The following is a 21101-nucleotide window of genomic DNA, read 5'->3' on the forward strand; positions in this document are numbered from 1 at the left end:
CTGTAACAGCTCATGGGAGTGGTGGTCTTTTTTTAGTATTGGGTTCCTTTTACAGCCTTCACAGTAGCGAGCGCAGCAGCGAGATCATCATAAATGACATTTCCTACGACAACCGTGTCCGCAATCTCTGCCATTTCTGCGGCTTGCTCTGGGGTACGAATGCCGCCCCCGTAAAAGAGATGGGCTTCGCCTGCCCCCGCTTTGGCAGCCTTTACGATTACAGGATCGCCGTATGTACCGCTGTACTCCATGTAGACAATCGGCAAACGGCAAATGTTCGTCGCTACCTGCGCGTATGCTTTTGCCTGTGCAGCATCTGCAATAGGTCGAGCCTGAGTCAACTGCGCTACACCCGCTTCAGGGTTGGCGATGATATATCCTTCTGCAATGATCTCATCCCAATGAATATAAGCGCCAAACGCCTGAAGCCCCGATACATGCGGAGCAAAAATCCAGTCCGGATCGCCAGCGTTCAGTACAAGCGGGATCAAGTACGAATCAAATCCCGGTACAACCGCATCCAGCGAGGAAATCTCCAGGACAGCAGGTACTGCGTAACGACGCAATCGCGACATCAATTCGAGTGTATTGTCATAGGTCACACCGTACGTGCCGCCTACAATGATCGCATCTGTTCCGGACTCGCAAATCGCCTCTAAGGCCTCATCATCGATTGTTTTATCCGGGTCTAGTTTAAAGGTATGGCGCCAGCCACGATAGTCAATCAACGTTGCCTGCCCCCTAGCTATTTTCCGATACGCTCAAGCGCCATCTGGTATCCGTCATTGCCGTAGTTCAGGCAGCGTTTGACGCGGGAAATCGTCGCCGTACTTGCGCCGGTCTCTGCTTCAATCTGATTGTAAGTAAAGCCTTTGCGGAGCATTCTCGCCACTTCCAGACGCTGTGCGAGCGACTGCATTTCGTTCACTGTGCACAGATCATCAAAAAATTGATAGCACTCTTCCATTGTTTCCAGGGAAAGCACAGCTTCAAACAACTGCTCGAGCCCTTTTCCTTTTAATTTTTCCAATTGCATGTCTGTCACCTCTGTTATGTAGTCCGTCTTTCGAACGGTTTCTCACTGTACAATTTTTAAGCACTAAAGCTTCAACAATTATCTTAGAAGAAACCGCCTTCATCCGCAACCCCTAATCCTTACTGGAACTTGAGCGACTTCGACAGACCCGGTGAATTCGACAATATGGATACCCAGGTATTCCCGGGCAAAAGCGGTACTTCTTGCGTCAAAGCCGCGTCCTCATAGGCACGGATGACTCCGTTGCTTCGCTTCCATTTGATCTTGCGCGCTTTTCCTTGCTGGAACAAATAACCGTCCCCCGGGCCGATTACATCAACCGATAGACGCCCTTCATTATCCAGCACGCGGTGCTTGGCGGAGATGACCAGCAGATTGGTCGTGGACAGCTGTTTCTTGTCGCTCAAGTCCAAATGCGGCTTGCCTGCCGTAAAGCGCATGTATTTTTTTTGCTCGGCATCATAGGTAAAAGCAGCTTTGTTCAATGAGTGGAAAGTCAGATCTACCTGTGTAGCAGGTTCGCCTTCCTTGATCTCGGCATTCTCCGGCAGGAACGTGAAATGAGGCACCTCTGCCGTTTGACGCATCCCTTTATCCTGCATCGCTTTTTCCAGGAGCTCTGGCTTGGTGTACAGGTTATGCGGCGCTTTGCGGAATTTTTCTCGCCAAAAGTATTGACCGTTCGGGATTTCATCCAGATGACTGAGGTCTTTTCGCGCCAAGGTTTCCAGCGCATCCGGACTGCCTCCCGCGTGAACGAGGACCGCATCAAAGCCGTTCCCGATCTGGATAAAATAAGGACGGATACTGCGAACAGGTCCGATTACTTCCGGTTTTTGGCTTTGGAATATCGCAAGAAAACGGGTCATTTCCCCTTCTGATAATACCTCATAAATCATGTCCGCTTTGTTGATGCCTGTTTGTGGACGGGCGGGCGGAGCGTTGTTGATCATCACCATGATCGGTCGTTTGCTCCCTAGGTTTTCGTGACTGCCAAGTCCTGTCATCGGTGCCTTATACGCATATTCGATGGGCTGATTCGTTTCCGGTGGCGTTTGCACAAGCGGATCAGGTATCTGCGGACTAGGTTGGGTGTCCACCGGCTTTTGAGCGCAGGCCGTTGTTAAGAGCATGAAGGCTAGTACCATGAGAGACGATTTGACTGTTCGTTTCATATGAATCGCTCCTTTCCATCTCTCGTTGTCTTTTTTCCCTATTTCTTTTTCCAGAAGGATACAGAGGAATCCTGCTTCCACACGTTTTCCATGATTCTCATACGTCCGTGCCACACATCTCGTTTTTGGCTATGCTACAATACGGATATAAAACAGATGCAAAGCGAGGCCGAAATCTATGAATACCCCCTACCTCGTCTATCTGGTGGACGATGAAACGAACCTGTTGGAGCTCTTGCAATCGTATTTGCAAAGTGCCGGATTGCAGGTGAAAGCGTTTTCTAGTGGCAAGGATGTCTTGCCGTTACTTGATGAAGAAACACAGCCACATTTGTGGATATTGGACATTATGATGCCCGACATCGACGGCTATGAGCTCTTGCGTCTTGTCCGCGAAAAGTCGAATGTCCCCATCATCTTCATCTCCGCTCGCGATCAGGATGTCGATAAAATCATCGGACTGGAACTAGGCAGCGACGACTACTTGGCGAAGCCATTTCTCCCTCGCGAACTAGTCATTCGTGCGAAAAAGCTCCTCCAGCGTACCTATGAGAAGCCTGGAGCCGCTGCTTCCTCTACCCAAACTTTTCAAGATTGGGTAACCGTCGATCCTTATATGATCTCAGAAAAAGGCAGACAAGTAAAAGAAGGCGACGAACTCATTGATTTAACCACCAAAGAATTCGAGCTCATCGTCTACCTTTTGCACAATCAAGGTCTGGCCTTGAATCGTGAGCAGATTCTGACCTCCATCTGGGGGGAAGACTACATCGGCTCAGACAGGGCTGTCGATGACTTGGTGAAGCGCATCCGAAAGAAAATGCCCAAGTTTCCATTGGAGACGGTCTATGGCTTCGGCTACCGAATGACGCGTATATGAGCAAATTCCGATTGAAAAACCTGCCGATATCCAGGCAAATCCTCATTTTGTTCATGATCCTGACAAGCGTCCTCGGGGTTGGCCTTGGCATCGGGTATCCACTGGCTGTCAAACAGTATCTAGTTTCCAACACTTACTCGCTCTTGGAAGAAGAGTTTTACACATTATCTCAGCATATCTCCTTCAATGAGCATAATGAGCTGCTGCCTGTTCCGGCTGCGGCCCCTTACTTTTTACAGCTCTTGCTCCAACGCTATGAGTACTCATTTGATATGATCGTCTATGCTGAGAACGGACGAGAACTGGGCAGCCGAAGCAATGGTCGCATTCCTTACGAGGATGCCGAGGAGTTGTTCCGACAAGCTGCCTCGTATCCTAGCAACAAGCTCCAGCATGGTTCGCTGGACCGTGGAGCTGAGAACTATTTGTTCGTCAGCAAAAAAATGGATTACCACGGCTTCCCGTACTACATGGTTCTCTTCTCCAAAGAGCAGGAGCTCAACCAGATCAACTCGATTTTGACACGGCAGTTTTTGCTCATTTTTGGTCTGCTGCTGCTCGTAAGCTGGCTTTTGGCCGTGTGGTTTAGCGGGTATTTGAGCAGACCGCTGCGCACACTCGAAGAGCTGTGTAAAAAAATTGCTCGTCGTCAGTTCGATATTCCGCTTGCGATGGATCGCGGAGATGAAATCGGACAGCTTGCCCGCTCATTCGATATGATGAAAAACCAACTGAAGGAATACGACGAGTCACAGCAGCATTTTGTCCAAAATATTTCCCATGAGCTCAAAACGCCGATCATGGCGATCCAAGGATACACGCAAGGACTCATAGAAGGCGTCTTCCAGGGCCCTCAGGCTGAAAAAGGGCTTTCCATCATCATGGAAGAGAGCAAGCGACTCGAAAAGGTCGTCGGACAGCTCTTGTATATCACGAAGATCGAGTCTGTCTCCCAAATGATGCAAGTTGACCGCGTCGACCTGTCAGAGATGATGCACCTGTTGAAACAGCGTCTTTCCGTGCTCAATCCGCAAATCGAGTGGGAGTTAAATCTGGCAGCCGACTTGATCGTGGAAGGAGACGGCGAGCAATTGAGCACCGCGTTCGTCAATATCATGGAAAATCAACTACGTTACGCCAAAAGCCGACTTACCATCACAGGAAGACATGCCGGGAAAAGCGTCGTGGTTGCGATTTCCAATGATGGGCCACCCATTGAGGAGGCGCTGCTGCCGAATTTGTTCCAGCGTTTCCGCAAAGGAAAGTCGGGCAAGCATGGGCTTGGACTCGCAATTGCCCGTGCCGTCTTGGAAGCACATAAAGGGACGATCGATGCCCGCAACGATCCAGATGGACCGTGCTTCACGATGATCGTACCCATTGAGTTTAAAGGCCGATTGAACTGATAAGAGTTGTTCAAAAGAACACGCACTGGGAGGGGACACTTGTCCTCTCTTTTTCTATTCTAAAGGAGAAATTCGATAAAAGCGTAGGAAGATACCGTGACAAAACCGAGCTTCTCATACACGTGTATCGCCGTGGGATTATCTGCAAAGACAACCAAATAGACATGATCAGACTTCTCCAAGCCAATCCGAGAAATATCTGAACTGATTTGCGTACCCAACCCTTTTTGCCGATGATGAACAGATGTTCCAATGTTCCCGATTTCTACAAAGGCTTCGTCATAGACATGAAAGCCAGCTACGGCCATTGGCTCTCCTCCTTCCGAAAAGAGCGCGATGTGTGGCATTTCTGCTACTTCCTCTGCTCGAAAACTAATCATGCCGAGCTCTGCTGCCATATTCTCCACGATCTGTGCTTCGGATAACTCCAATATTCGTGAATCTCCCACAGATAAAAGACGCTCGGGGTATTTTAGTTTCATCAGCTGCATGGTACGTGTGGCGAGTCTATTCGGAATCTGCACGCGCGTCAGACAAGGCTCTGCGAGTGCAATCACACCCTTTTGTCCATCTGGCAGACTGCCGTCCAGCACTTCTTTCATATAGGAGAGCATTGGTCCCACCTCGTAATTTTCCTCCCCCTCTACCACATGGAGAGAAAATGCGTGAAACGGCATCCCTTTTAAGTAAGACCCGATGGCAGTTACTTCTCCTTGGACGCTGTCCGTTATGACGACGCTCCTATCCGTTCGCAAGTACATATTCCCGTATAAAATATACGAATCTTCTAACGAAATTTGTTCCAAAAGCTGGCGTTGTTCATGACCTGTTCGCAATTTTAGCAAAGAAATCACTCCTTCTAACGATTGCCTATTGACGTTGTCGTACTTCGCGGTTAACATGGTAAAAATTTCTCTATTAAAGAGGCAGTTCAAAAAATGGAGACCAACTTCACCTAGGAGGAGAGAATCGTGGCTTTTTATTACACAGAACCATCTCGGACGTTTAATGAGTTTTTGTTGTTGCCAAATCTCACCACAAAAGAATGCACACCAAACCATGTAGACTTATCCACTCCGATTACCAAGTATAAAAAAGGTGAAAAGCCTGCCATCTCCCTAAACATACCGTTCTCATCCGCAGTCATGCAAGCAGTTTCCGACCATCATATGGCGGTCGCATTGGCTAGATGTGGCGGTATTTCGTTTATTTTTGGCTCCCAGTCCATCGAGAGTCAGGCAACCATGGTTCGCAAAGCAAAAGGCTACAAGGCTGGTTTCGTCGTGAGCCGCTCCAACCTGACACCAAGCCATACACTGAAAGACATTTTGGAATTGAAAGAGGCGACAGGCCACTCCACCGTTGCCATTACGGAAGATGGTACGGCAAAAGGCAAGCTGCTCGGAATCGTAACGGGTCGCGATTATCGCATCAGCCGCGACTCTTTGGACAAACTCGTCGGCGACATCATGACACCATTCTCGAAGCTGATCTATGGCAAATCCGGCATCACGCTCTCCGAAGCCAACGATCTGATCTGGGAGCACAAGCTTAACTGCTTGCCAATCGTAGATGAAAATCAAAATCTCGACTTCCTCGTTTTCCGCAAGGACTACGATTCCCGCAAAAACAATCCGCTGTCCCTCTTGGACGCGAACAAGAGCTATATTGTAGGTGCTGGTATCAATACAAAGGACTACAAGGAGCGCGTCCCTGCGTTGGTAGAAGCAGGCGTTGATATTCTAGTCATCGACTCCTCCGATGGCTTCAGCGAATGGCAACGCGAGACGGTTCAATATGTAAAAGAAAACTTTAATGTTCCAATCGGTGCAGGTAACGTCGTCGATAAGGAAGGCTTCCGTTACCTCGTGGAATCGGGCGCAGATTTCATAAAAGTAGGGATTGGCGGCGGCTCCATCTGCATTACCCGCGAACAAAAAGGAATCGGACGCGGTCAAGCCTCTTCCCTCATTGAAGTGGCAGCAGCTCGCGACGAGTACTTCAAAGAAACAGGCATTTACGTTCCGCTCTGCTCCGACGGCGGAATCGTACATGACTACCACGTGACAATGGCTTTGGCTATGGGTGCAGACTTTGTCATGCTGGGACGTTACTTCGCTCGCTTCGACGAAAGCCCGACTAAAAAAGTGAAGATCGGTAACAACTTCGTGAAAGAATACTGGGGAGAAGGCTCCAACCGCGCTCGCAACTGGCAACGCTATGACACTGGCGGCAAAAACAGTCTCGTCTTTGAAGAAGGCGTAGACTCCTATGTACCATACGCGGGAAGCCTGCGTGAGAACATAGACCGTACGCTGAGCAAAATCAAATCAACCATGTGCAATTGCGGATCGCTATCCATCTCAGAGCTTCAGCAAAAAGCGCGAATCACCGTCATCTCTGCTACTAGCTTGGTAGAAGGCGGCGCACATGACGTTATCTTGAAAGAAAGCAGCATGGCTGCTGAGTAAGACAATCGACGCGTAATCACAAAAAACCAGTCTGCAGCTCACAGTGCTAGCAGACTGGTTTTTTTCTTAGGGCACCCACACTCAGCAAGAGAACGGGCAAGAACAAACCGTACGTCAAGGAATAAGGCATCCAAATTTCTGAAACGAAAGTATCAAAATACGGGCGGTTAGGCATCGTCGCCAATGCCACCACAATCATGATCATCCCCAGTGGCAATGTCAATTGGCGGTAATCTCGCAATCCCATTGTATACGCGATTCCACAGCTCGTCGCATAATAGCAAATAGTTATTTTGACAAAGAGCGTGATAAACCAGATGACGGCCATCATCACTTCTATTCGCTCCAAAAAATTGCCGATACTGATTTTTTGCGCAAGTGTGTAGCTTGGGTAGGCGAGTAGCACAGTAATATCGGCGCCTAAAACCAAGATTGCCACGGTAGTAATCATTGTCAGGCAAAAATTCGCGAAAAGAATACCCCAGATATAAGCTTTGGCAGCACTCGCTGGCCGTTTTACCAAGGGAAACATCACGATCAGAATGACCGTTTCCAGCAAATAACCCACGTATCGGAAGTTCCCTCCAATAACAGGAGCGATTCCATGCGCAACCACAGGCTTCACATTTTCTATTTTGATCTGGGGGGAGATAAATGCAATCAAGACAAAAAAAAGCAACAGAAAATACGGAAACAACAGCTCACCCACCCGAGAAAAGGCTTCTGGTCCACTGCGGACCCCCATAACGATGATCACCAAAAAAAGGACAAGAATAATTTCAATGGGGGTCTCCTGCATAATCTGCGTCGTGACAAAATCTCCAATCTCCATCAGCATGAGCGAAGCGTCGATGAAGAAGTAGGTGATGAACAAAACAGCTACTGCTTTCCCCATCCACTTTCCCAATATTTCCTCGCTGTACTGAAAGATAGACTTGTTCGGATACCGCATACTCAGCGAAACATACATGTAGGTTAAAAGAAAGCCTTCCCCCCACCCCATGAAGGCGGAGATCCAGGCGTCCTGTTTGGCAGCGGTAGCCGTAAGGGATGGTACGTACAAAATCGCATCACCAATCCCGAAGAGCGCCACGAGTATCATGAATTGCCTTGCGCTAATATGACCGTTGTCTATCAATTCCTCTCGCTCCCCCGCCTCGCTGCTGGCTACTGCTTCATTCCACAGTTCCCAAAATGAAGTCGCTGAATGGTTTATAGACAAATGTAATCCAGTCCAACGGGTTGGGAATATTCACCTTAAGCGATTCGGCTATCCCAAGTCCCGTCCCAACTACAAGCAAAATGAAGAAAACCAGCATTTCCTTTTTCATCGCGTTCCTTCTCAAATAAGGCACCTCAAAGAGGGCAATGAGTAGACTGATCAGCAAAATCAATATGATGGTCCACATGCTGTGCCGTGCACCTACTTTTTTTGCAGGATTACCTTTACCATTTCCATGGATGGAAAAAGTTATGCTCTACTCCTTTTTCATGAAAGGAATAAACGAATTGCCCACTTTCCCTGTCCGCCTGATCTTCACGTCTGTTTTGATTTTCACTTTCAGATTGGGGAATTGAGAATCCCAATCCTCTTTCACCTTTTCCCACCCCTTGGGGTCATTTTTGTAGATCGACTGACCAAATCCAAAAACATCCGATCGGTATTGCTTTTGCGCTTTATGAATGGCGCTTACGATTTTACCTTTGATCTGCTTTTCCACGTCAGCTTCCAATTTGTAGATGGTTTTGGGATCGGACAAATCGTTGCTGCATGCTACCTCGCCCACATTGCCTTCTGCGGAAATACTCACTTCCACTTGTGGTTTGCCTTTTTCCACCTTGCCATTGACAGTTGTTTTGTTTCGGATGATCTCAATGACAATTTTATTGTTTTTATCACAAGGAATTTCTTCTACTGTACTGTCCACCCTGTCTGTGATGTAGCTGAATCCGATGCTTTCCTCTTCGTTAAACCACCCACGTAGCTTGTCTCCTTTGAAGACACCGATTTCGTGGTACCTCAACAGCGATGACTGGCTTTCCTTTTGGGAATTACTCCCGGAAGTCCCCATCTGTACCTTCCCTTTCGGATTAACGCCTACCAACACTGGCTCGATCCCGTCCCGTAGCAAATCCGCAATAAATTCATCCAATTGAATGGAGACAATCGATCCCCAGGCACTCTCTGCTGTTTCCAAGCTTTTATAGAGCTTCGTCGCCGGGATTTTTTCCAGTGGATCGATCATGCTGAGAATTTGTAGTGCTGTCGCGTCCTTGGCTAGAATGACATAAAAATCAGGCCGGACCTCATGATCGCGAAATAACAAATCCAGCACTTCCTTTGCCCCTTCTTTTGCTATCTGCTCCCCTAAAACCAGCACCTGGATATGGGAAAAGTAAAGCCTTCTCGGGGTTACCGTTGTCATTTTCCGGATTCCCTCAAAAATGCTGGATGCCCGCATGCTGTAAGTCGCAACAGATGATTGGATCATTCCCCCTCCCTCTTTTGACGCTACCCCTCCCGGATTGACGATTTGGGCGGATATCACGTACTCTCCGTCAATCTTGTCAATACCTGTTCCCATGACTATCGCCAAATCATTCAATTCTCTACGGTTCCAGCAGCCTGTCAACAAAACGAGAAGAGCAAGGGTCAGGAGGAACACCCCTTTTCGTTTCATGCCGTCTCCACCTCGGTTCATCATTTTTCATCACCTCGGCACGATACTTCGCTATATTTTACTTTTTCGTTCTCTGACGCTGTTTTTCTGGCGCAAAAAATGGGGACGCGTATGCATCATCCAGATGGGAATTCGAAGCAGTGTATCCTTTTGATCGGACAGATTCACAGGGGCCAGCGGAGCCATATACGGGACACCAAACGAGCGCAAGGTACATAGGTGAATGCACAAGGCGATCATCCCGACAAATATGCCGATAAAACCAAAGCTGGCGGCAAGTGCTATCAAGCCGAACCGCAACAGTCGAATCGGAATCGACATGGAAAAGGAAGGGAAGACAAAGCTGGTAATTGCCGTAATGGAAACGACGATGACCGTAGCGGGTGAAACCAGTCCTGCCTGCACAGCCGCTTCCCCCAGCACAAGTGCTCCCACGATGGATATCGCTGATCCAACCGCCCTCGGCATGCGCACTCCTGCCTCTCGCAGCATTTCAAAGGTAAACTCCATCAACAGCGCCTCGACTGCAGCAGGGAATGGCACTCCTTCACGCTGGGCTGCTATGCTCATGAGCAGGTTCGTTTGCAACATTTCCTGATGAAAGGTGGTAATCGCAACATAAATGGATGGACCAAGCAAAGCGATAAAGAAAGAAATGAACCGCAAAATACGCAGGATCCCAAAATCTGCACGCATGTAATAATCCTCGGGAGACTGGAAGAATTGGACAAAGACGGCTGGTACCAACAAAACAATTGGTGTACCGTCCACCAGAATGGCGACGCGCCCTTCCAGCAGCCCGGCTGCCACCGAGTCTGGACGCTCTGTATTGTAGATGGTCGGAAACGGCGTGAAGGTATGGTCCTGAATCATTTCTTCAATGTTCCCGCTCTCCAAAATTCCGTCGATCTCGATCTTTCCCAGCCGCTCCTTCACTTCTGCCACTACGCTGTCCTGCACGACTCCTTTTATATACATCATGGCGACTTTGGTCTGGGTCATGTCCCCGATCTGCACGGTCTCCAACCAAAGATTGCGATTATTGATCCGCCTACGCACCAAAGCCGTATTGGTTCGGAGGTTTTCCGAAAACGCTTCTCTGGAACCCCGAACCACCGTTTGCACGGAAGTCTCCTGAACACCACGATCTTCCCACTGCTTCGTATTTGCGATAAATCCGTTGGAATATCCATCTACCAAAATAACGGTATCCCCCGTCAAAATCGCATCATACAAATGGTCAAAGTCATAGACCTCTTCCACTCCACCGATCGTCAGCAGGAAATCCTTCATTAGTATCAATGATCTTTCTTCGCACTCGGCTTCCGCCGGGATGTGCGCTTTTTTTGCATGGAGCATAAGAGACTCCATGAGGCTGCTAATCATATTTTTATCGACCAGACCCTCGGTGTACAAAATCCCTACCACAATCTGATCGACTGCTTTCAGACGTACTTGCCTCGTCACGAGATCCGTGCTGTTACCCAGCTCTTTTTTCACCTTTTCCAGATTTTCGTCCAACGAGCAATGAAAAAGCGCAGATTGTTTTTTTGTATCCATCATTTCAAATCACTCTTTTTCCAGTTCGGGATATGTTTACTATCCCTCATGGCTGCAGGGTCTATGCTGAACGCAAAAAAGCCCCCTATTCAAGGAGGCTTTGGGACAAAACATGTTAGTCACCATTGTTACGGCAAACGATATACGGCAAATGGTTCCCCATTTCGATACGTATCACTCAATCGGTCCAACTCTGCCAAGGTCGCTTCATCCAGCGCCAACGCTGCACTTTGCAAATTATCCGTGAGCTGCCCTACACTGGTCGCACCCACGATCACCGAAGAGACAGCCGGCTTGTGCATGAGCCAAGCCAGAGACAGCACACTGGAGGATACACCTAGCTCCGCCGCTATCCGACTGATTTTACGTCCAAACTCCAGCTTGTCTTCACTTAACAACCGGACGAAACGCGGCTCCTTGTCCGCCCGCGAACCAGCCGGAGCCTGTTCTGCGGAGGTATATTTGCCTGTCAAAATTCCGCCAGCAAGCGGGAAGTACGGAATGATTCCCACCCCCTGATCAAGACAAAGCGGTACGAGTTCACGCTCCGGTGTCCGATCTGCCAATGAGTAGCTCACCTGCGTCGATATGTATCGATTCAGCCCTTCCCGCTGACTGATGCCAATTGCCTTCATCAATTCCCAGGCCGCATAGTTGGAAGCCCCGATGTAACGCACTTTCCCGGATCGAACCATGTCATCTAGTGCGCGGAGTGTTTCCTCCAAAGGCGTCTCTGGATCAAACGTATGAATTTGATATAAGTCAACATAGTCGGTGCGCAAACGCTTCAAGCTGTTCTCCAGCTCCAGCATCAAGTGGTATCGCGATGAGCCTCTCTGATTTGGTCCTTCGCCTTTTACCAAACCAGCCTTCGTCGCCAAAACGACCTCGTGCCGCTTCCCTTCAAGAGCCAGCCCAATGATTCGCTCCGATTCTGTTTGCGTGTAAATATTTGCCGTATCAATAAAGGTAATCCCGTTTTCGACTGCGGTATGAATGATGTTTACAGACGTTTGCTCATCCGCACGCCCTCCGAATGAGTTCGTACCTAATCCCAATGCCGATACCTTCAATCCACTGCCACCGAGTCGGTAGTATTTCATATTGTGATCGACCTCTTTTCATAATAAGAGTGCTCATCTATTATCTCCTATTTAGGTGGGGTTTTCCATGTGCTTAAAAAAGCCCTTTTCTAGCACATGATATTTCTCCATACAAAAAAACACCTGCCCTGATGCAACCATCTTACGCATCAGGCAGGTGCTTCTTCTCTTTTTGTCTTACTTCTCTCTATACTTCCTCTAGCAACCGCGCCAACAAGGTAGCGCGCGTCGATATTTCTCCCAGTTCGATCCATTCATCCGGCGAGTGAGCGTAGCCACCCTTTACACCAAGTCCATCCAGTGTCGGGACTCCACAAGCAGCAGCAAAGTTGCCATCGCTGACTCCGCCTGTACCCGACTCTTCCAAAGCCATCCCTAGTTCATTGATGCTAATCGATTGTGCAAGGGAAAATAATTTGCCTGTCTCCTCAGTTCGCTCCATCGGCGGTCGGCGAATGCCTCCCTTTACGCTGATGTTTGTACCGGCGAGGACTGGCGTGAGTTCGCTCATTACCTTCTCAATGCGTAGGGCCTCTTCCATCGAGATAAATCTCACGTCAATTTCAGCTTCTGCCGAATCCGCTACGACATTGGAGCCAATTCCGCCCTTGATGACGCCCACATTGACGGTCGTTCCTTTCTCGTAATCGGTCAAGGCATGCAGAAATTGCACCTGTCTCGCCAGCTCTTCAATAGCAGAGACACCTTTTTGATGATCGACGCCTGCGTGTGAGGAAATACCGCTGACGGCCAAGGTAAAATGGGCGCTTCCCTTCCGCCAGGTTTTGAGTGCACCGCTCGGTTCGGTTGGCGGCTCCAACACAAAGCTCGCCACCGACCGCGCGGCTTCTTCTTCTACCAGTCGGCGAGAAGTCGGGCTGCCGATCTCCTCGTCACTGCTTAGCAAGAGTACAATCTTTTTATCTACTGGCAGGCGATCTAGTTTTACCAATGCCCGCATTGCAAACATTGCTTGCAAAACGCCCGCTTTCATATCGTATACGCCCGGCCCGTACGCTTTCTCATCCCGAATCGCAAACGGTCGGCGAGCCGCCTCTCCTTCTAGCCATACGGTATCGTAATGGCCGATGATGAGGATTTGCTTTTCCCCGTTGCCCAGCGTACAACGCACCTGATCCCCATACGTCTTATTCGAGATCAGCTCAGCTACTCCCCCTGTCAGCCGTTGAAACTGCAGGGCGAACCAGCCAGCCATGCGGTCACCCAGCTGTTTGTCACGAGAGGGCGAGTCCATGTTGACTGCCTCTTCGAGTAGCTGTAGATAGTGGGACATATTCTCTTGTACATAAGTGTGGATTGACATAGTGCCTCTTCCTTAGTGAGATTGTGAATTGAGTCCGAACAGGCGCTCTAGTCCGTACACTTTTTCCAACAAGACGATGAACACCAGACTCAGCAGGATGACCACCGAGGAAATTGAAGCCACCAACGGGTCAAGCGTTTCCTGCATATAGGTGAAAATCGCGAGTGGCAGCGTCGTCGTATCCGGTGCCACCAAGAATAAGGAAACCGTCACATTGTCAAACGACGTCAAGAACGAAAAGATCATCCCCGACACGATGGCTGGACGCAAAAGTGGCAACGTAATATCCCAGAACACCCGAAACGGATGGGCGCCCAGCATGTATCCCGCTTTTTCCAGCGTATAATCGAACGTGCTAAGCCCTGTGAGCACCAGCCTTACGACATACGGAATCGAGATCAGCATGTGCGCCAGCAAAAGCCCCGTAAACGTCCCCGCGATACCAATTCGCGTGAAAAACAGCAGCGCGGAAATCCCGATAATGAGCGAAGGAACGGTAAGCGGTGAAAGCATCAGTGCGTTGATGATGCCGCTCCCACGAAACTTGTATTTGGACAGTGCGAATGCAGCCAATGTCCCTAAGAAAGTCGCCAAAATTGCCGTTACCGTAGCTAGCTTCAGACTGAACCACAGCGAATCGATGAACTCCGGCCGATCCAAAATCATCTCATACCACTGCCACGAAAATCCTTCGGGCGGAAAAGCGAGGTATCCGGCTGCCGTAAAGGAGCTCGGGATGATGACCAGAAACGGCAGATTGACCAAAACAAGCACAAAGAACGTGATGAGTCCGAGTACGTTTATTTTTTTCATGACGCAAACACCTCTTTATACCGCTTGGTTTCAATCAGCTTCGTATACAAAGTCACCAATAGAATCGTGCTGCCCAAGAGCAGGAAGGCAAGTGCCGCACCAAAAGGCCAGTTCAGTGTCGCCATGATTTGCTCATAGGCAATGACAGGCAAGACCTTCACGGAAGTGCCGCCCATCAAGGCAGGTGTTACAAAGGCACTCATCGACAAGCTGAAAACCAGTGTCGTACCAGCAATAATCCCCGGCAAGCACAAGGGTAATGTCACACTAAAAAACGTACGTACGCGGGAAGCCCCCAAAATCGATGCCGCCTTATTCAGGGACGGATCGATTGCGTACAGGCTGGTTGCAATCGCCAGAACCATGTAGGCAATAAAGGAATCCGTCAGACCAATCACAATACCCAGCTCGTTGTACAAAAGCCGCAACGGTTGATCGATCAGACCCAGACTGATCAACGTTTCATTGATCCACCCTTTTTCCCCCAAAACCACTACCCAACCAAAGTTGCGAATAACAACACTGATGAGGTGAGGCGCCAGAATCAGCATGGTAACGATTCCACGCATTTTCCCTGTAGCCTGCGCCATGTACATCGCTACAGGAAATCCGAGCAAGAGGCTCACCAGTACCGTCCAGAGACTCACGCGAATCGTCCGCCAAAGAATCTCCAAGTAGTACGGATCTTGTATAAATAATGAATAATTGTGTAAAGAAAACGCCTGATTCTCATCCTGAAAACTGAGCAGAAGCATCATCAGCATCGGAAGGATGAATACCCCAAGCAACAAAATCATCGCAGGTGCTGTCAACAATGTAACCGAGAGACGCTTGCTCATCCGTCATCCCCTTCCTGCGGGCATGACCAGTACGTCGTCCGCGTTCCATTGACAGTAAACTGTTTGACCTTCTTGGCGGTCTACCGAACTATCGGTCATTTGGACTTTTACCGAAAGCGTATGCTCCCCGACCTTGACCTCACATTCTGTGTACGAGCCCAGGAAGGAGGCAAGCTGCAAATGTCCTTTTGCCCGATTCGCTTCCTCACTGACTCCTGTATCGGTCAGCTTGATTTTCTCTGGTCGGATAAAAATAATCACTTTTTCATGGAGTGACACGGTTCTCTCTTGCTTTGCCGCCTTCACGAGCATTCCACCAGTCGTCCGCAGCGTGAGTACATCCCCGTCCATTCCAATGACTTCGCCTTCCAAACGGTTCGTCTTACCGATGAAGGTATGTACGAATTCAGAAGCGGGCTGATTGTATATCTCCAGTGGCGTACCGATTTGCTCCACGAATCCGTGATTCATGACCACGATGCGATCAGAGAGTGCTAGTGCTTCTTCTTGGTCATGGGTAACGAAAACGGTCGTAACCCCGATCTCTTGATGTAAGCGCTTTAACTCATCGCGCAGCTCTTCACGAAGTTTGGCATCCAAGTTACTGAGTGGCTCATCCAGAAGCAGGAGTGACGGCTCGATAACAAGCGCCCGTGCAATCGCAATCCGCTGACGTTGTCCGCCAGAGAGTTGTTTCGGATAGCGGTCTGCTACGTTTGGCAGCTTGACCAACCCAAGTACACGATTCACGCGCTCTTGCATTTCTTGCTTGTTCACTTTGCGCAATTTCAAGCCGTAGGCGATGTTTTCCGCCACAGTCATATGCGGGAACAGCGAGTACGTTTGAAATACCATTCCCAGCTCCCGTTTGTGCGGAGGCACGCCATTCATTCGCTGCCCCTTGATCAAGAGGTCTCCGCCATCCGGCTCCAAAAAACCGGCAATCATATTCAGTGTCGTGGTCTTACCGCAACCAGATGGGCCGAGAAACGAGATGAATTCGCCTTGCTCCACCTGCAGGTTGAAGTTTTGAACCACGACATTGCTTTGAAATTTTTTCATGATGCCGCGCAGTTCAACGTCAATCACCTTGGTCACGTAAATACCTACTTTCCTGTTTTAGGTGCGATTTCTTTGTTAAAGCGATCCAGCCAAGCAGATGTTTCCTTGCTCACTACGCTATAGTCGAAGTTGACAACCTTTTTACGATCGAATTCCAATGTTTTCGCTACATCGTCTGGCAGCTTCACAGATGTTGCCGGATTGTAGTACAGCTTCGTTGCGTACATCGTTTGAATCTCATCTGTCAAAAGGAAATCGACGAATGCTTTTGCCGCTTTTGGACTCTTCGAACCTTTTACCAGCGTAGCTACGTTCGGTACGATGTTTCCGCCCTCTTCAGGGAAAACGAACTCCAATGGTACACCTGCTTCTTTTTGTGTCAAGCTACGCGCCATTGTCCAAGTGGTGTACGCTGCGCTCTTGTTTTGCAGATTTTGCTGAAGCTGTGCCGCACTCTTCGCAAAGGTCGGCATGTATCCTGCAATCGTTTCCATTTGTTTGAAGCCTTGTTCCATATTTTTCTCAGACCCGCCATTTGCGTAAGCCAGCATGATCATCGCTGAGCGTCCGAAGTTGCTCGCTACGTCTGTCATCGTGATGTAGCCTTTCACTTCAGGCTTCGCCAGGTCATTCCAAGACTTCGGTACAGGCAAGCCCTTTTCTTTTACCAGGTCCGCATTGTAGGAAATCCCCATCGGCGTGAAGTTTACAACTACACCGCTATCCTCCGTCACACGCAAATCTTCCGGCACGTTTTTCATGTTCGGGATATCTGTTGCGGATGCAGTTTCCCACAAGCCTTCTTGACGTCCCTTCTCTTGTTCGCCGCCTTCAATGATTGTCAGGTCGATTTGCGGAGCATTCTTCTGTGCCTTCACCTTCGCTACGATCTCCGTGGAAACGCCAGAAACATAGGTCAGCTTTACATTCGGATACTTCGCGTTAAACTTCTTGAAGACTTCATCCTTCATCATCTTTTCAACGGTTGCGCCGTTTCCTGCTACTACCAGGGTGTCTTCTAGCTGAACTTGTGCTTCGGTGCCGTTATTGTTGCCAGCAGCCGGTGCAGGAGCAGATGTTTGCGGTGTGGAAGAGCCACATCCAGCCAGCAAGGAACCAGTCAGAGCAAAAATGGACAAGACGGATAATGCCTTTTTCTTCATGTAAGTTCGACCCCCGATTGTCTATATTGTTCACGAATAGAGAACAACGTTTCCTATTCGAGAACGATAATGTTATACTAGCATAAAGATACTGACTATTCAAGGTAGTCGTACTAGCGTCATCATTGCCCGAATTGCGAGATTGTCAGCATTGTTTCTTACACGTAAAATAAGGCTAATGTAAGCAAAGGAGACGTTTGTATGGATCAAGTATTGTCTTCTGTTCGAAATGGCTGTCGGCTGTTAAAAATATTTCTCGATTCACCAAAAGAACTCGGGGTAACGGAGCTCAGCAAAAAGCTCCAACTGTCCAAGGGAGCCGTTCACAAGCTCCTGTCCACGTTAGAGTCCGAGGGCTTTATCCGCCAAAATGAAAAAACCAAGCAGTATACGCTTGGCTACACGCTTTTGGAGCTGGGCACGAAGGTGCTCACGAATCACGATATCGTTGATTTTTCCAAACCGTTCTTAGATCAGCTTGTCTCACGGACAAACGAATTGGCGGTCTTATGTGTACAAGATTCCAAGGACGCGATCTATGTAGCAAAAGAGGATTCGCTCCATCCCGTTCGCTTTACCGTAGAGTCCTTCCGGCGTTTTCCTCTTTACTCTACCTCCGCTGCAAGGGTTTTACTTGCCCATCAGTCAGAGGAGTTTCAGGATGAGATTTTGCAGGAACATCCGCTGAAAAGCTACACGCCGCATTCGTACACGTCGATCGAACAAATCAAAGAGGACTTGGTGACGATCCGCGAGCGTGGCTATGAAATCAGCTCGAATCGACGCAATACAGGTGTGACCGGAATCGCTGCCCCGATTTTTGATTCAACGGGAAACGTAACTGCATCTGTCAGTGTCATCGGTCCCTCTGACCGCGTGATGCCGAAAAAAGAAGAGATTTTACAAGAAACGCTAGCGACGGTACGTGCGATGTCAGCTCAGCTAGGGTATCGAATGTCTTGAAACTAGCTTGACCTTCAATGAAAAAACCTCCTGTTCATCAGTCTGCTCTGGTGACAGGAGGTTTCTCTTTATACTGACTCACTTGTTTTGCCAATGATAACGGCTCAATCCGTTCACTTACTTTTCACTCGATATAGTTATGTTAAATTTTTCTTCTTGAGGCGAAACGGTTTTGTTATTTTTTCGTCTACTACTTGTGAATAGTATTTCGTGTACAGAAAGGAAATGACACCCTATGAGAAAAACATATTTGCTGCTTTCTTCTTTGTTATTCTGTTCTTTGTTTGTTACTGACGCTCATGCAGCTTCACAGCAAGGAACGGTTGCGCCCGTTCCTCCCCAAGTAGTTGTTCCAACAAGTAGCAAGGATAAACAAGGAAATACTCTTGAAAAATCAATGGCCTATGTGAAATCGTTACAAGTGAAAAATGGCAAGCTACTCGTCTCACTTGACTATGTTCAATGGTTTTTCGGTGAGGCAGCAGTAAAAGCTTATCGTCAAGATCATCCATCGGAAAAAGAAGACTATCCAATGCCATATTACATTCGTAATAGCAGTCCTAAAATTAGAACGTTTGAAGTTTCTCCAAAGGCTTCCTTTACTCTTCAAACCAACTCTACACAAAAAGATGGGAATTTCCATTGGAATGAAGCAGTAAACACCGATACTTTTAAAAAGTTCGTGCTTTCTAAGGGCATTCCTTATCAGATACCATTCCACGTTGAAGTAAAGAATGGAGTCATCACAAAAGTTACAGAGCAGTACGTCCCTTAATTATTAGCAGCACTCCCTTTTTGGGATGCTGCTTTCCCTTCACCCGATCCTTTGGATTGGGTTTTTATTTTCCCACAAACAAATGTGCAACCAGCAGATATTGCAACGATTCGTATAGAGACATCTTCTAAAAAACCACCTCAAAGGTGGTTTTGCCCATCATCCAATTCTCGCCTTTAAAAAATCATTCACTTTCCACCATGCCGAGGACGTATACTATTGGCTGCCTTAACCCCTCTAATAATAGCCTCCTCTAATACTACGACTGCTGTAGTACCAATTGCCGTTACGGCGCTATCCCCTGTCAGACCGCTCGTGTCTGTACCAGTGGCAAGGCAAAAGACAGTGTCGCCGTCGGATTGGATGTGGACGGGCGAGATGGCTCTTGCCATTCCATCATGGGCGAGTGTCGCCACACGGCCCGCCTCTGCCTTGGTCAGTCGCCCCGTGGTCGCTACCACGGCAATGGTCGTGTTCCTGCTTCCACTGGTTCCTGGGGGTATCCCTTCAAGAATCGCCCGGGTCTGGTTCACGAACGCACCATTTGGCCGCAGCGCCCCAGCATTGATGTGATCTTGATCCCAAATATCTCCAACGGCGTTTACCACTGCTAATGCCGCTACGACAGGGCCACCGGGGATTTTCCAAGAGGCAGTTCCTACCCCGCCCTTCATCGGGGTGCCATAGATCTTGCCGACGGTCGCACCTGCGCCTGCTCCTACGCTTCCTTCCTCTACTGGCCCGGCATTCGCTTCTTCACTGGCAATATAGCCCATCTCAGCATCAGGCCTGCGGGCACCCTTCGCGTAGATAAGATCAAAGATGACTGCTCCCGGAACAGTTGGAAGAGGTCCTGCCTCCGTTGGCGCACCAATTCCATTTTGGGCCAGCCAGTTCATGACTCCAGATGCTGCTGCCAGACCGAAGTTACTGCCACCCGTAAGAAGGACACCCTGTACCACATCCGTTGCTGTGCCTGGTCGGATGGCATCCGTTTGTATCGTTCCTGGAAAACCTCCTCTTACATCAACGCCGGGGACAGCCCCACTGGGGCACAAAATTACTGAGCAACCGGTCCGTCCGCTTTCGTCCTCTGCATGTCCTACGAGAATGCCGGGAACGTCTGTAAGTCCTCCCTCCAGTATCCTTCTTTTTTGACCGATCAGGCGGTCAGGACTTGGACCAATCGGTTGAGTAAGTATCCTTTGACTCCCCTTGTTTACCCTCTCTCCCCGATGCATTTCACTTACATCAATCACCATAGCTCCCTTGTAATTATGCATCCCTTTGTCATATGGATGGCCGGAACGCCTATACCTTACAGGGACATGATGGTGGCGTGCCCAACGGACAGCATTGACGATGTCCTGTTTCTTCTGAGCATAGACGATCACCTTAGGAAAGCTGTTGAAACATCCTCGCCTGCCATGGTACGGCGCATTCCCTGGCAAAACGATTCGCCCTGTCATTTTTGGGGGGTCTTTTTTCCGAACACTACTATGCGTGCTTGCTTTTCGGCTTGATCGCTTTTCTCCTCCCATTCCTCCCACCTCCGAATGAATCATGCTGGCCATGCAACACACGTAAAAAGCTTCACCGATGGCATAAGACTAATAAATGGTATGTTCGCCCGTATCAACATGTGAATAGGCAAAACAACCACATTCATTCCATTTAAAAACAGAATTAGACGAATGGAACCCGTCATTCACCCACACGCTTTTCATTGGTCTAACATCCTTTGTAATACAGTGATCCTCTTGGTTGTTTATAAGAATATGTGATCAGTGGGAGGTGGGAAGATTGAGCGGAGCAAAGCGGCTATTCCATACAGCAAGACCATCCAAGCC

General features: G+C 48.8%; 20 protein-coding genes. 5 read left to right on the forward strand and 15 right to left on the reverse strand.

The window, feature by feature from the left end; all coding sequences use genetic code 11:
- Positions 1 to 32: 32 nt before the first annotated feature.
- The 3 genes from pcrB to E8L90_RS19770 form a co-directional block, all read right to left on the reverse strand.
- A complete protein-coding gene (pcrB, locus tag E8L90_RS19760; protein ID WP_137030936.1) occupies positions 33 to 728 on the reverse strand; it encodes a heptaprenylglyceryl phosphate synthase in 696 nt (231 codons plus the stop codon).
- Positions 729 to 745: 17 nt separating this feature from the next.
- Positions 746 to 1036 (reverse strand): YerC/YecD family TrpR-related protein, encoded by a 291-nt coding sequence (locus tag E8L90_RS19765; protein ID WP_007717484.1) that lies wholly within the window; start codon positions 1034 to 1036, stop codon positions 746 to 748.
- A gap of 119 nt (positions 1037 to 1155) precedes the next feature.
- Positions 1156 to 2211 carry a DUF3048 domain-containing protein gene (locus E8L90_RS19770; protein WP_137030937.1) on the reverse strand — a complete coding sequence of 352 codons (1056 nt, stop codon included), beginning with the start codon at positions 2209 to 2211 and terminating at the stop codon, positions 1156 to 1158.
- A gap of 178 nt (positions 2212 to 2389) precedes the next feature.
- On the opposite strand from E8L90_RS19770, the gene E8L90_RS19775 reads away from it, so the two are divergent.
- A complete protein-coding gene (locus E8L90_RS19775) occupies positions 2390 to 3091 on the forward strand; it encodes a response regulator transcription factor (RefSeq protein WP_137030938.1) in 702 nt (233 codons plus the stop codon).
- Entirely contained in the window at positions 3088 to 4497 is a 1410-nt protein-coding gene (locus tag E8L90_RS19780; RefSeq protein ID WP_137030939.1) for a sensor histidine kinase, read from the forward strand. The genes E8L90_RS19775 and E8L90_RS19780 overlap by 4 nt, the downstream gene beginning before the upstream one ends.
- Positions 4498 to 4556: 59 nt before the next feature.
- Here E8L90_RS19780 and E8L90_RS19785 read toward each other — a convergent pair whose 3' ends face one another.
- Positions 4557 to 5351, reverse strand: a complete 795-nt coding sequence (locus E8L90_RS19785) for a GNAT family N-acetyltransferase (protein ID WP_244297528.1) — start codon at positions 5349 to 5351, stop codon at positions 4557 to 4559.
- Between the two features lie 117 nt (positions 5352 to 5468).
- Between E8L90_RS19785 and E8L90_RS19790 the strand changes: the two genes are divergently transcribed.
- A complete protein-coding gene (locus E8L90_RS19790; RefSeq protein ID WP_137030940.1) occupies positions 5469 to 6968 on the forward strand; it encodes an IMP dehydrogenase in 1500 nt (499 codons plus the stop codon).
- Between the two features lie 46 nt (positions 6969 to 7014).
- On the opposite strand, the gene E8L90_RS19795 is transcribed toward E8L90_RS19790, so the two are convergent.
- From E8L90_RS19795 to E8L90_RS19840, 10 genes are all read right to left on the reverse strand, one after another.
- Positions 7015 to 8106, reverse strand: a complete 1092-nt coding sequence (locus E8L90_RS19795; protein WP_137030941.1) for a GerAB/ArcD/ProY family transporter — start codon at positions 8104 to 8106, stop codon at positions 7015 to 7017.
- Positions 8107 to 8143: 37 nt separating this feature from the next.
- Positions 8144 to 8377, reverse strand: a complete 234-nt coding sequence (locus tag E8L90_RS19800; RefSeq protein WP_016741232.1) for a hypothetical protein — start codon at positions 8375 to 8377, stop codon at positions 8144 to 8146.
- Positions 8378 to 8446: 69 nt separating this feature from the next.
- The gene (locus E8L90_RS19805; protein ID WP_137030942.1) at positions 8447 to 9649 is read right to left on the reverse strand and encodes a Ger(x)C family spore germination protein; all 1203 of its coding nucleotides are present in this window, start codon (positions 9647 to 9649) and stop codon (positions 8447 to 8449) included.
- Between the two features lie 51 nt (positions 9650 to 9700).
- Positions 9701 to 11212 carry a spore germination protein gene (locus E8L90_RS19810; RefSeq protein ID WP_137030943.1) on the reverse strand — a complete coding sequence of 504 codons (1512 nt, stop codon included), beginning with the start codon at positions 11210 to 11212 and terminating at the stop codon, positions 9701 to 9703.
- Positions 11213 to 11337: 125 nt separating this feature from the next.
- A complete protein-coding gene (locus tag E8L90_RS19815; protein ID WP_137030944.1) occupies positions 11338 to 12312 on the reverse strand; it encodes an aldo/keto reductase in 975 nt (324 codons plus the stop codon).
- A 187-nt stretch (positions 12313 to 12499) separates the two neighbouring features.
- Positions 12500 to 13636: a M20 family metallopeptidase gene (locus tag E8L90_RS19820; protein WP_137030945.1), complete on the reverse strand. Its 1137-nt coding sequence runs from the start codon at positions 13634 to 13636 to the stop codon at positions 12500 to 12502.
- A 12-nt stretch (positions 13637 to 13648) separates the two neighbouring features.
- On the reverse strand, positions 13649 to 14449 hold the full coding sequence (locus E8L90_RS19825) for an ABC transporter permease (protein WP_137030946.1): 801 nt from the start codon (positions 14447 to 14449) through the stop codon (positions 13649 to 13651).
- A complete protein-coding gene (locus tag E8L90_RS19830) occupies positions 14446 to 15288 on the reverse strand; it encodes an ABC transporter permease (RefSeq protein WP_137030947.1) in 843 nt (280 codons plus the stop codon). The genes E8L90_RS19825 and E8L90_RS19830 overlap by 4 nt, the downstream gene beginning before the upstream one ends.
- 3 nt (positions 15289 to 15291) lie before the next feature.
- Positions 15292 to 16386, reverse strand: a complete 1095-nt coding sequence (locus E8L90_RS19835; protein WP_137030948.1) for an ABC transporter ATP-binding protein — start codon at positions 16384 to 16386, stop codon at positions 15292 to 15294.
- An 8-nt stretch (positions 16387 to 16394) separates the two neighbouring features.
- On the reverse strand, positions 16395 to 17513 hold the full coding sequence (locus tag E8L90_RS19840; RefSeq protein WP_137030949.1) for an ABC transporter substrate-binding protein: 1119 nt from the start codon (positions 17511 to 17513) through the stop codon (positions 16395 to 16397).
- Positions 17514 to 17714: 201 nt separating this feature from the next.
- Here E8L90_RS19840 and E8L90_RS19845 point away from each other — a divergent pair, with 201 nt between their 5' ends.
- On the forward strand, positions 17715 to 18476 hold the full coding sequence (locus tag E8L90_RS19845; RefSeq protein WP_137030950.1) for an IclR family transcriptional regulator: 762 nt from the start codon (positions 17715 to 17717) through the stop codon (positions 18474 to 18476).
- 235 nt (positions 18477 to 18711) lie between these two features.
- A complete protein-coding gene (locus tag E8L90_RS19850) occupies positions 18712 to 19251 on the forward strand; it encodes a hypothetical protein (protein WP_137030951.1) in 540 nt (179 codons plus the stop codon).
- A gap of 188 nt (positions 19252 to 19439) precedes the next feature.
- Here the strand turns inward: E8L90_RS19850 and E8L90_RS19855 are convergent, their stop codons facing one another.
- Positions 19440 to 20792, reverse strand: coding sequence for a P1 family peptidase (locus E8L90_RS19855; protein WP_244297314.1), 1353 nt, complete (start codon positions 20790 to 20792; stop codon positions 19440 to 19442).
- Positions 20793 to 21101 lie beyond the last annotated feature (309 nt).

This window comes from Brevibacillus antibioticus (genome assembly GCF_005217615.1).
Classification (GTDB): domain Bacteria; phylum Bacillota; class Bacilli; order Brevibacillales; family Brevibacillaceae; genus Brevibacillus; species Brevibacillus antibioticus.

What these genes read in the sequence shown, in the direction of transcription:
- E8L90_RS19770 (WP_137030937.1), bottom strand. Translation starts at nt 2,211, where the DNA reads ATGAAACGAACAGTCAAATCGTCTCTCATGGTACTAGCCTTCATGCTC.
- E8L90_RS19815 (WP_137030944.1), bottom strand. Translation starts at nt 12,312, where the DNA reads ATGAAATACTACCGACTCGGTGGCAGTGGATTGAAGGTATCGGCATTG.
- E8L90_RS19810 (WP_137030943.1), bottom strand. Translation starts at nt 11,212, where the DNA reads ATGATGGATACAAAAAAACAATCTGCGCTTTTTCATTGCTCGTTGGAC.
- E8L90_RS19855 (WP_244297314.1), bottom strand. Translation starts at nt 20,792, where the DNA reads ATGGGAGGAGAAAAGCGATCAAGCCGAAAAGCAAGCACGCATAGTAGT.
- E8L90_RS19825 (WP_137030946.1), bottom strand. Translation starts at nt 14,449, where the DNA reads ATGAAAAAAATAAACGTACTCGGACTCATCACGTTCTTTGTGCTTGTT.
- E8L90_RS19830 (WP_137030947.1), bottom strand. Translation starts at nt 15,288, where the DNA reads ATGAGCAAGCGTCTCTCGGTTACATTGTTGACAGCACCTGCGATGATT.
- E8L90_RS19775 (WP_137030938.1), top strand. Translation starts at nt 2,390, where the DNA reads ATGAATACCCCCTACCTCGTCTATCTGGTGGACGATGAAACGAACCTG.
- E8L90_RS19845 (WP_137030950.1), top strand. Translation starts at nt 17,715, where the DNA reads ATGGATCAAGTATTGTCTTCTGTTCGAAATGGCTGTCGGCTGTTAAAA.
- E8L90_RS19850 (WP_137030951.1), top strand. Translation starts at nt 18,712, where the DNA reads ATGAGAAAAACATATTTGCTGCTTTCTTCTTTGTTATTCTGTTCTTTG.
- E8L90_RS19805 (WP_137030942.1), bottom strand. Translation starts at nt 9,649, where the DNA reads ATGAAACGAAAAGGGGTGTTCCTCCTGACCCTTGCTCTTCTCGTTTTG.
- E8L90_RS19840 (WP_137030949.1), bottom strand. Translation starts at nt 17,513, where the DNA reads ATGAAGAAAAAGGCATTATCCGTCTTGTCCATTTTTGCTCTGACTGGT.
- E8L90_RS19820 (WP_137030945.1), bottom strand. Translation starts at nt 13,636, where the DNA reads ATGTCAATCCACACTTATGTACAAGAGAATATGTCCCACTATCTACAG.
- E8L90_RS19780 (WP_137030939.1), top strand. Translation starts at nt 3,088, where the DNA reads ATGAGCAAATTCCGATTGAAAAACCTGCCGATATCCAGGCAAATCCTC.
- E8L90_RS19800 (WP_016741232.1), bottom strand. Translation starts at nt 8,377, where the DNA reads ATGTGGACCATCATATTGATTTTGCTGATCAGTCTACTCATTGCCCTC.
- E8L90_RS19765 (WP_007717484.1), bottom strand. Translation starts at nt 1,036, where the DNA reads ATGCAATTGGAAAAATTAAAAGGAAAAGGGCTCGAGCAGTTGTTTGAA.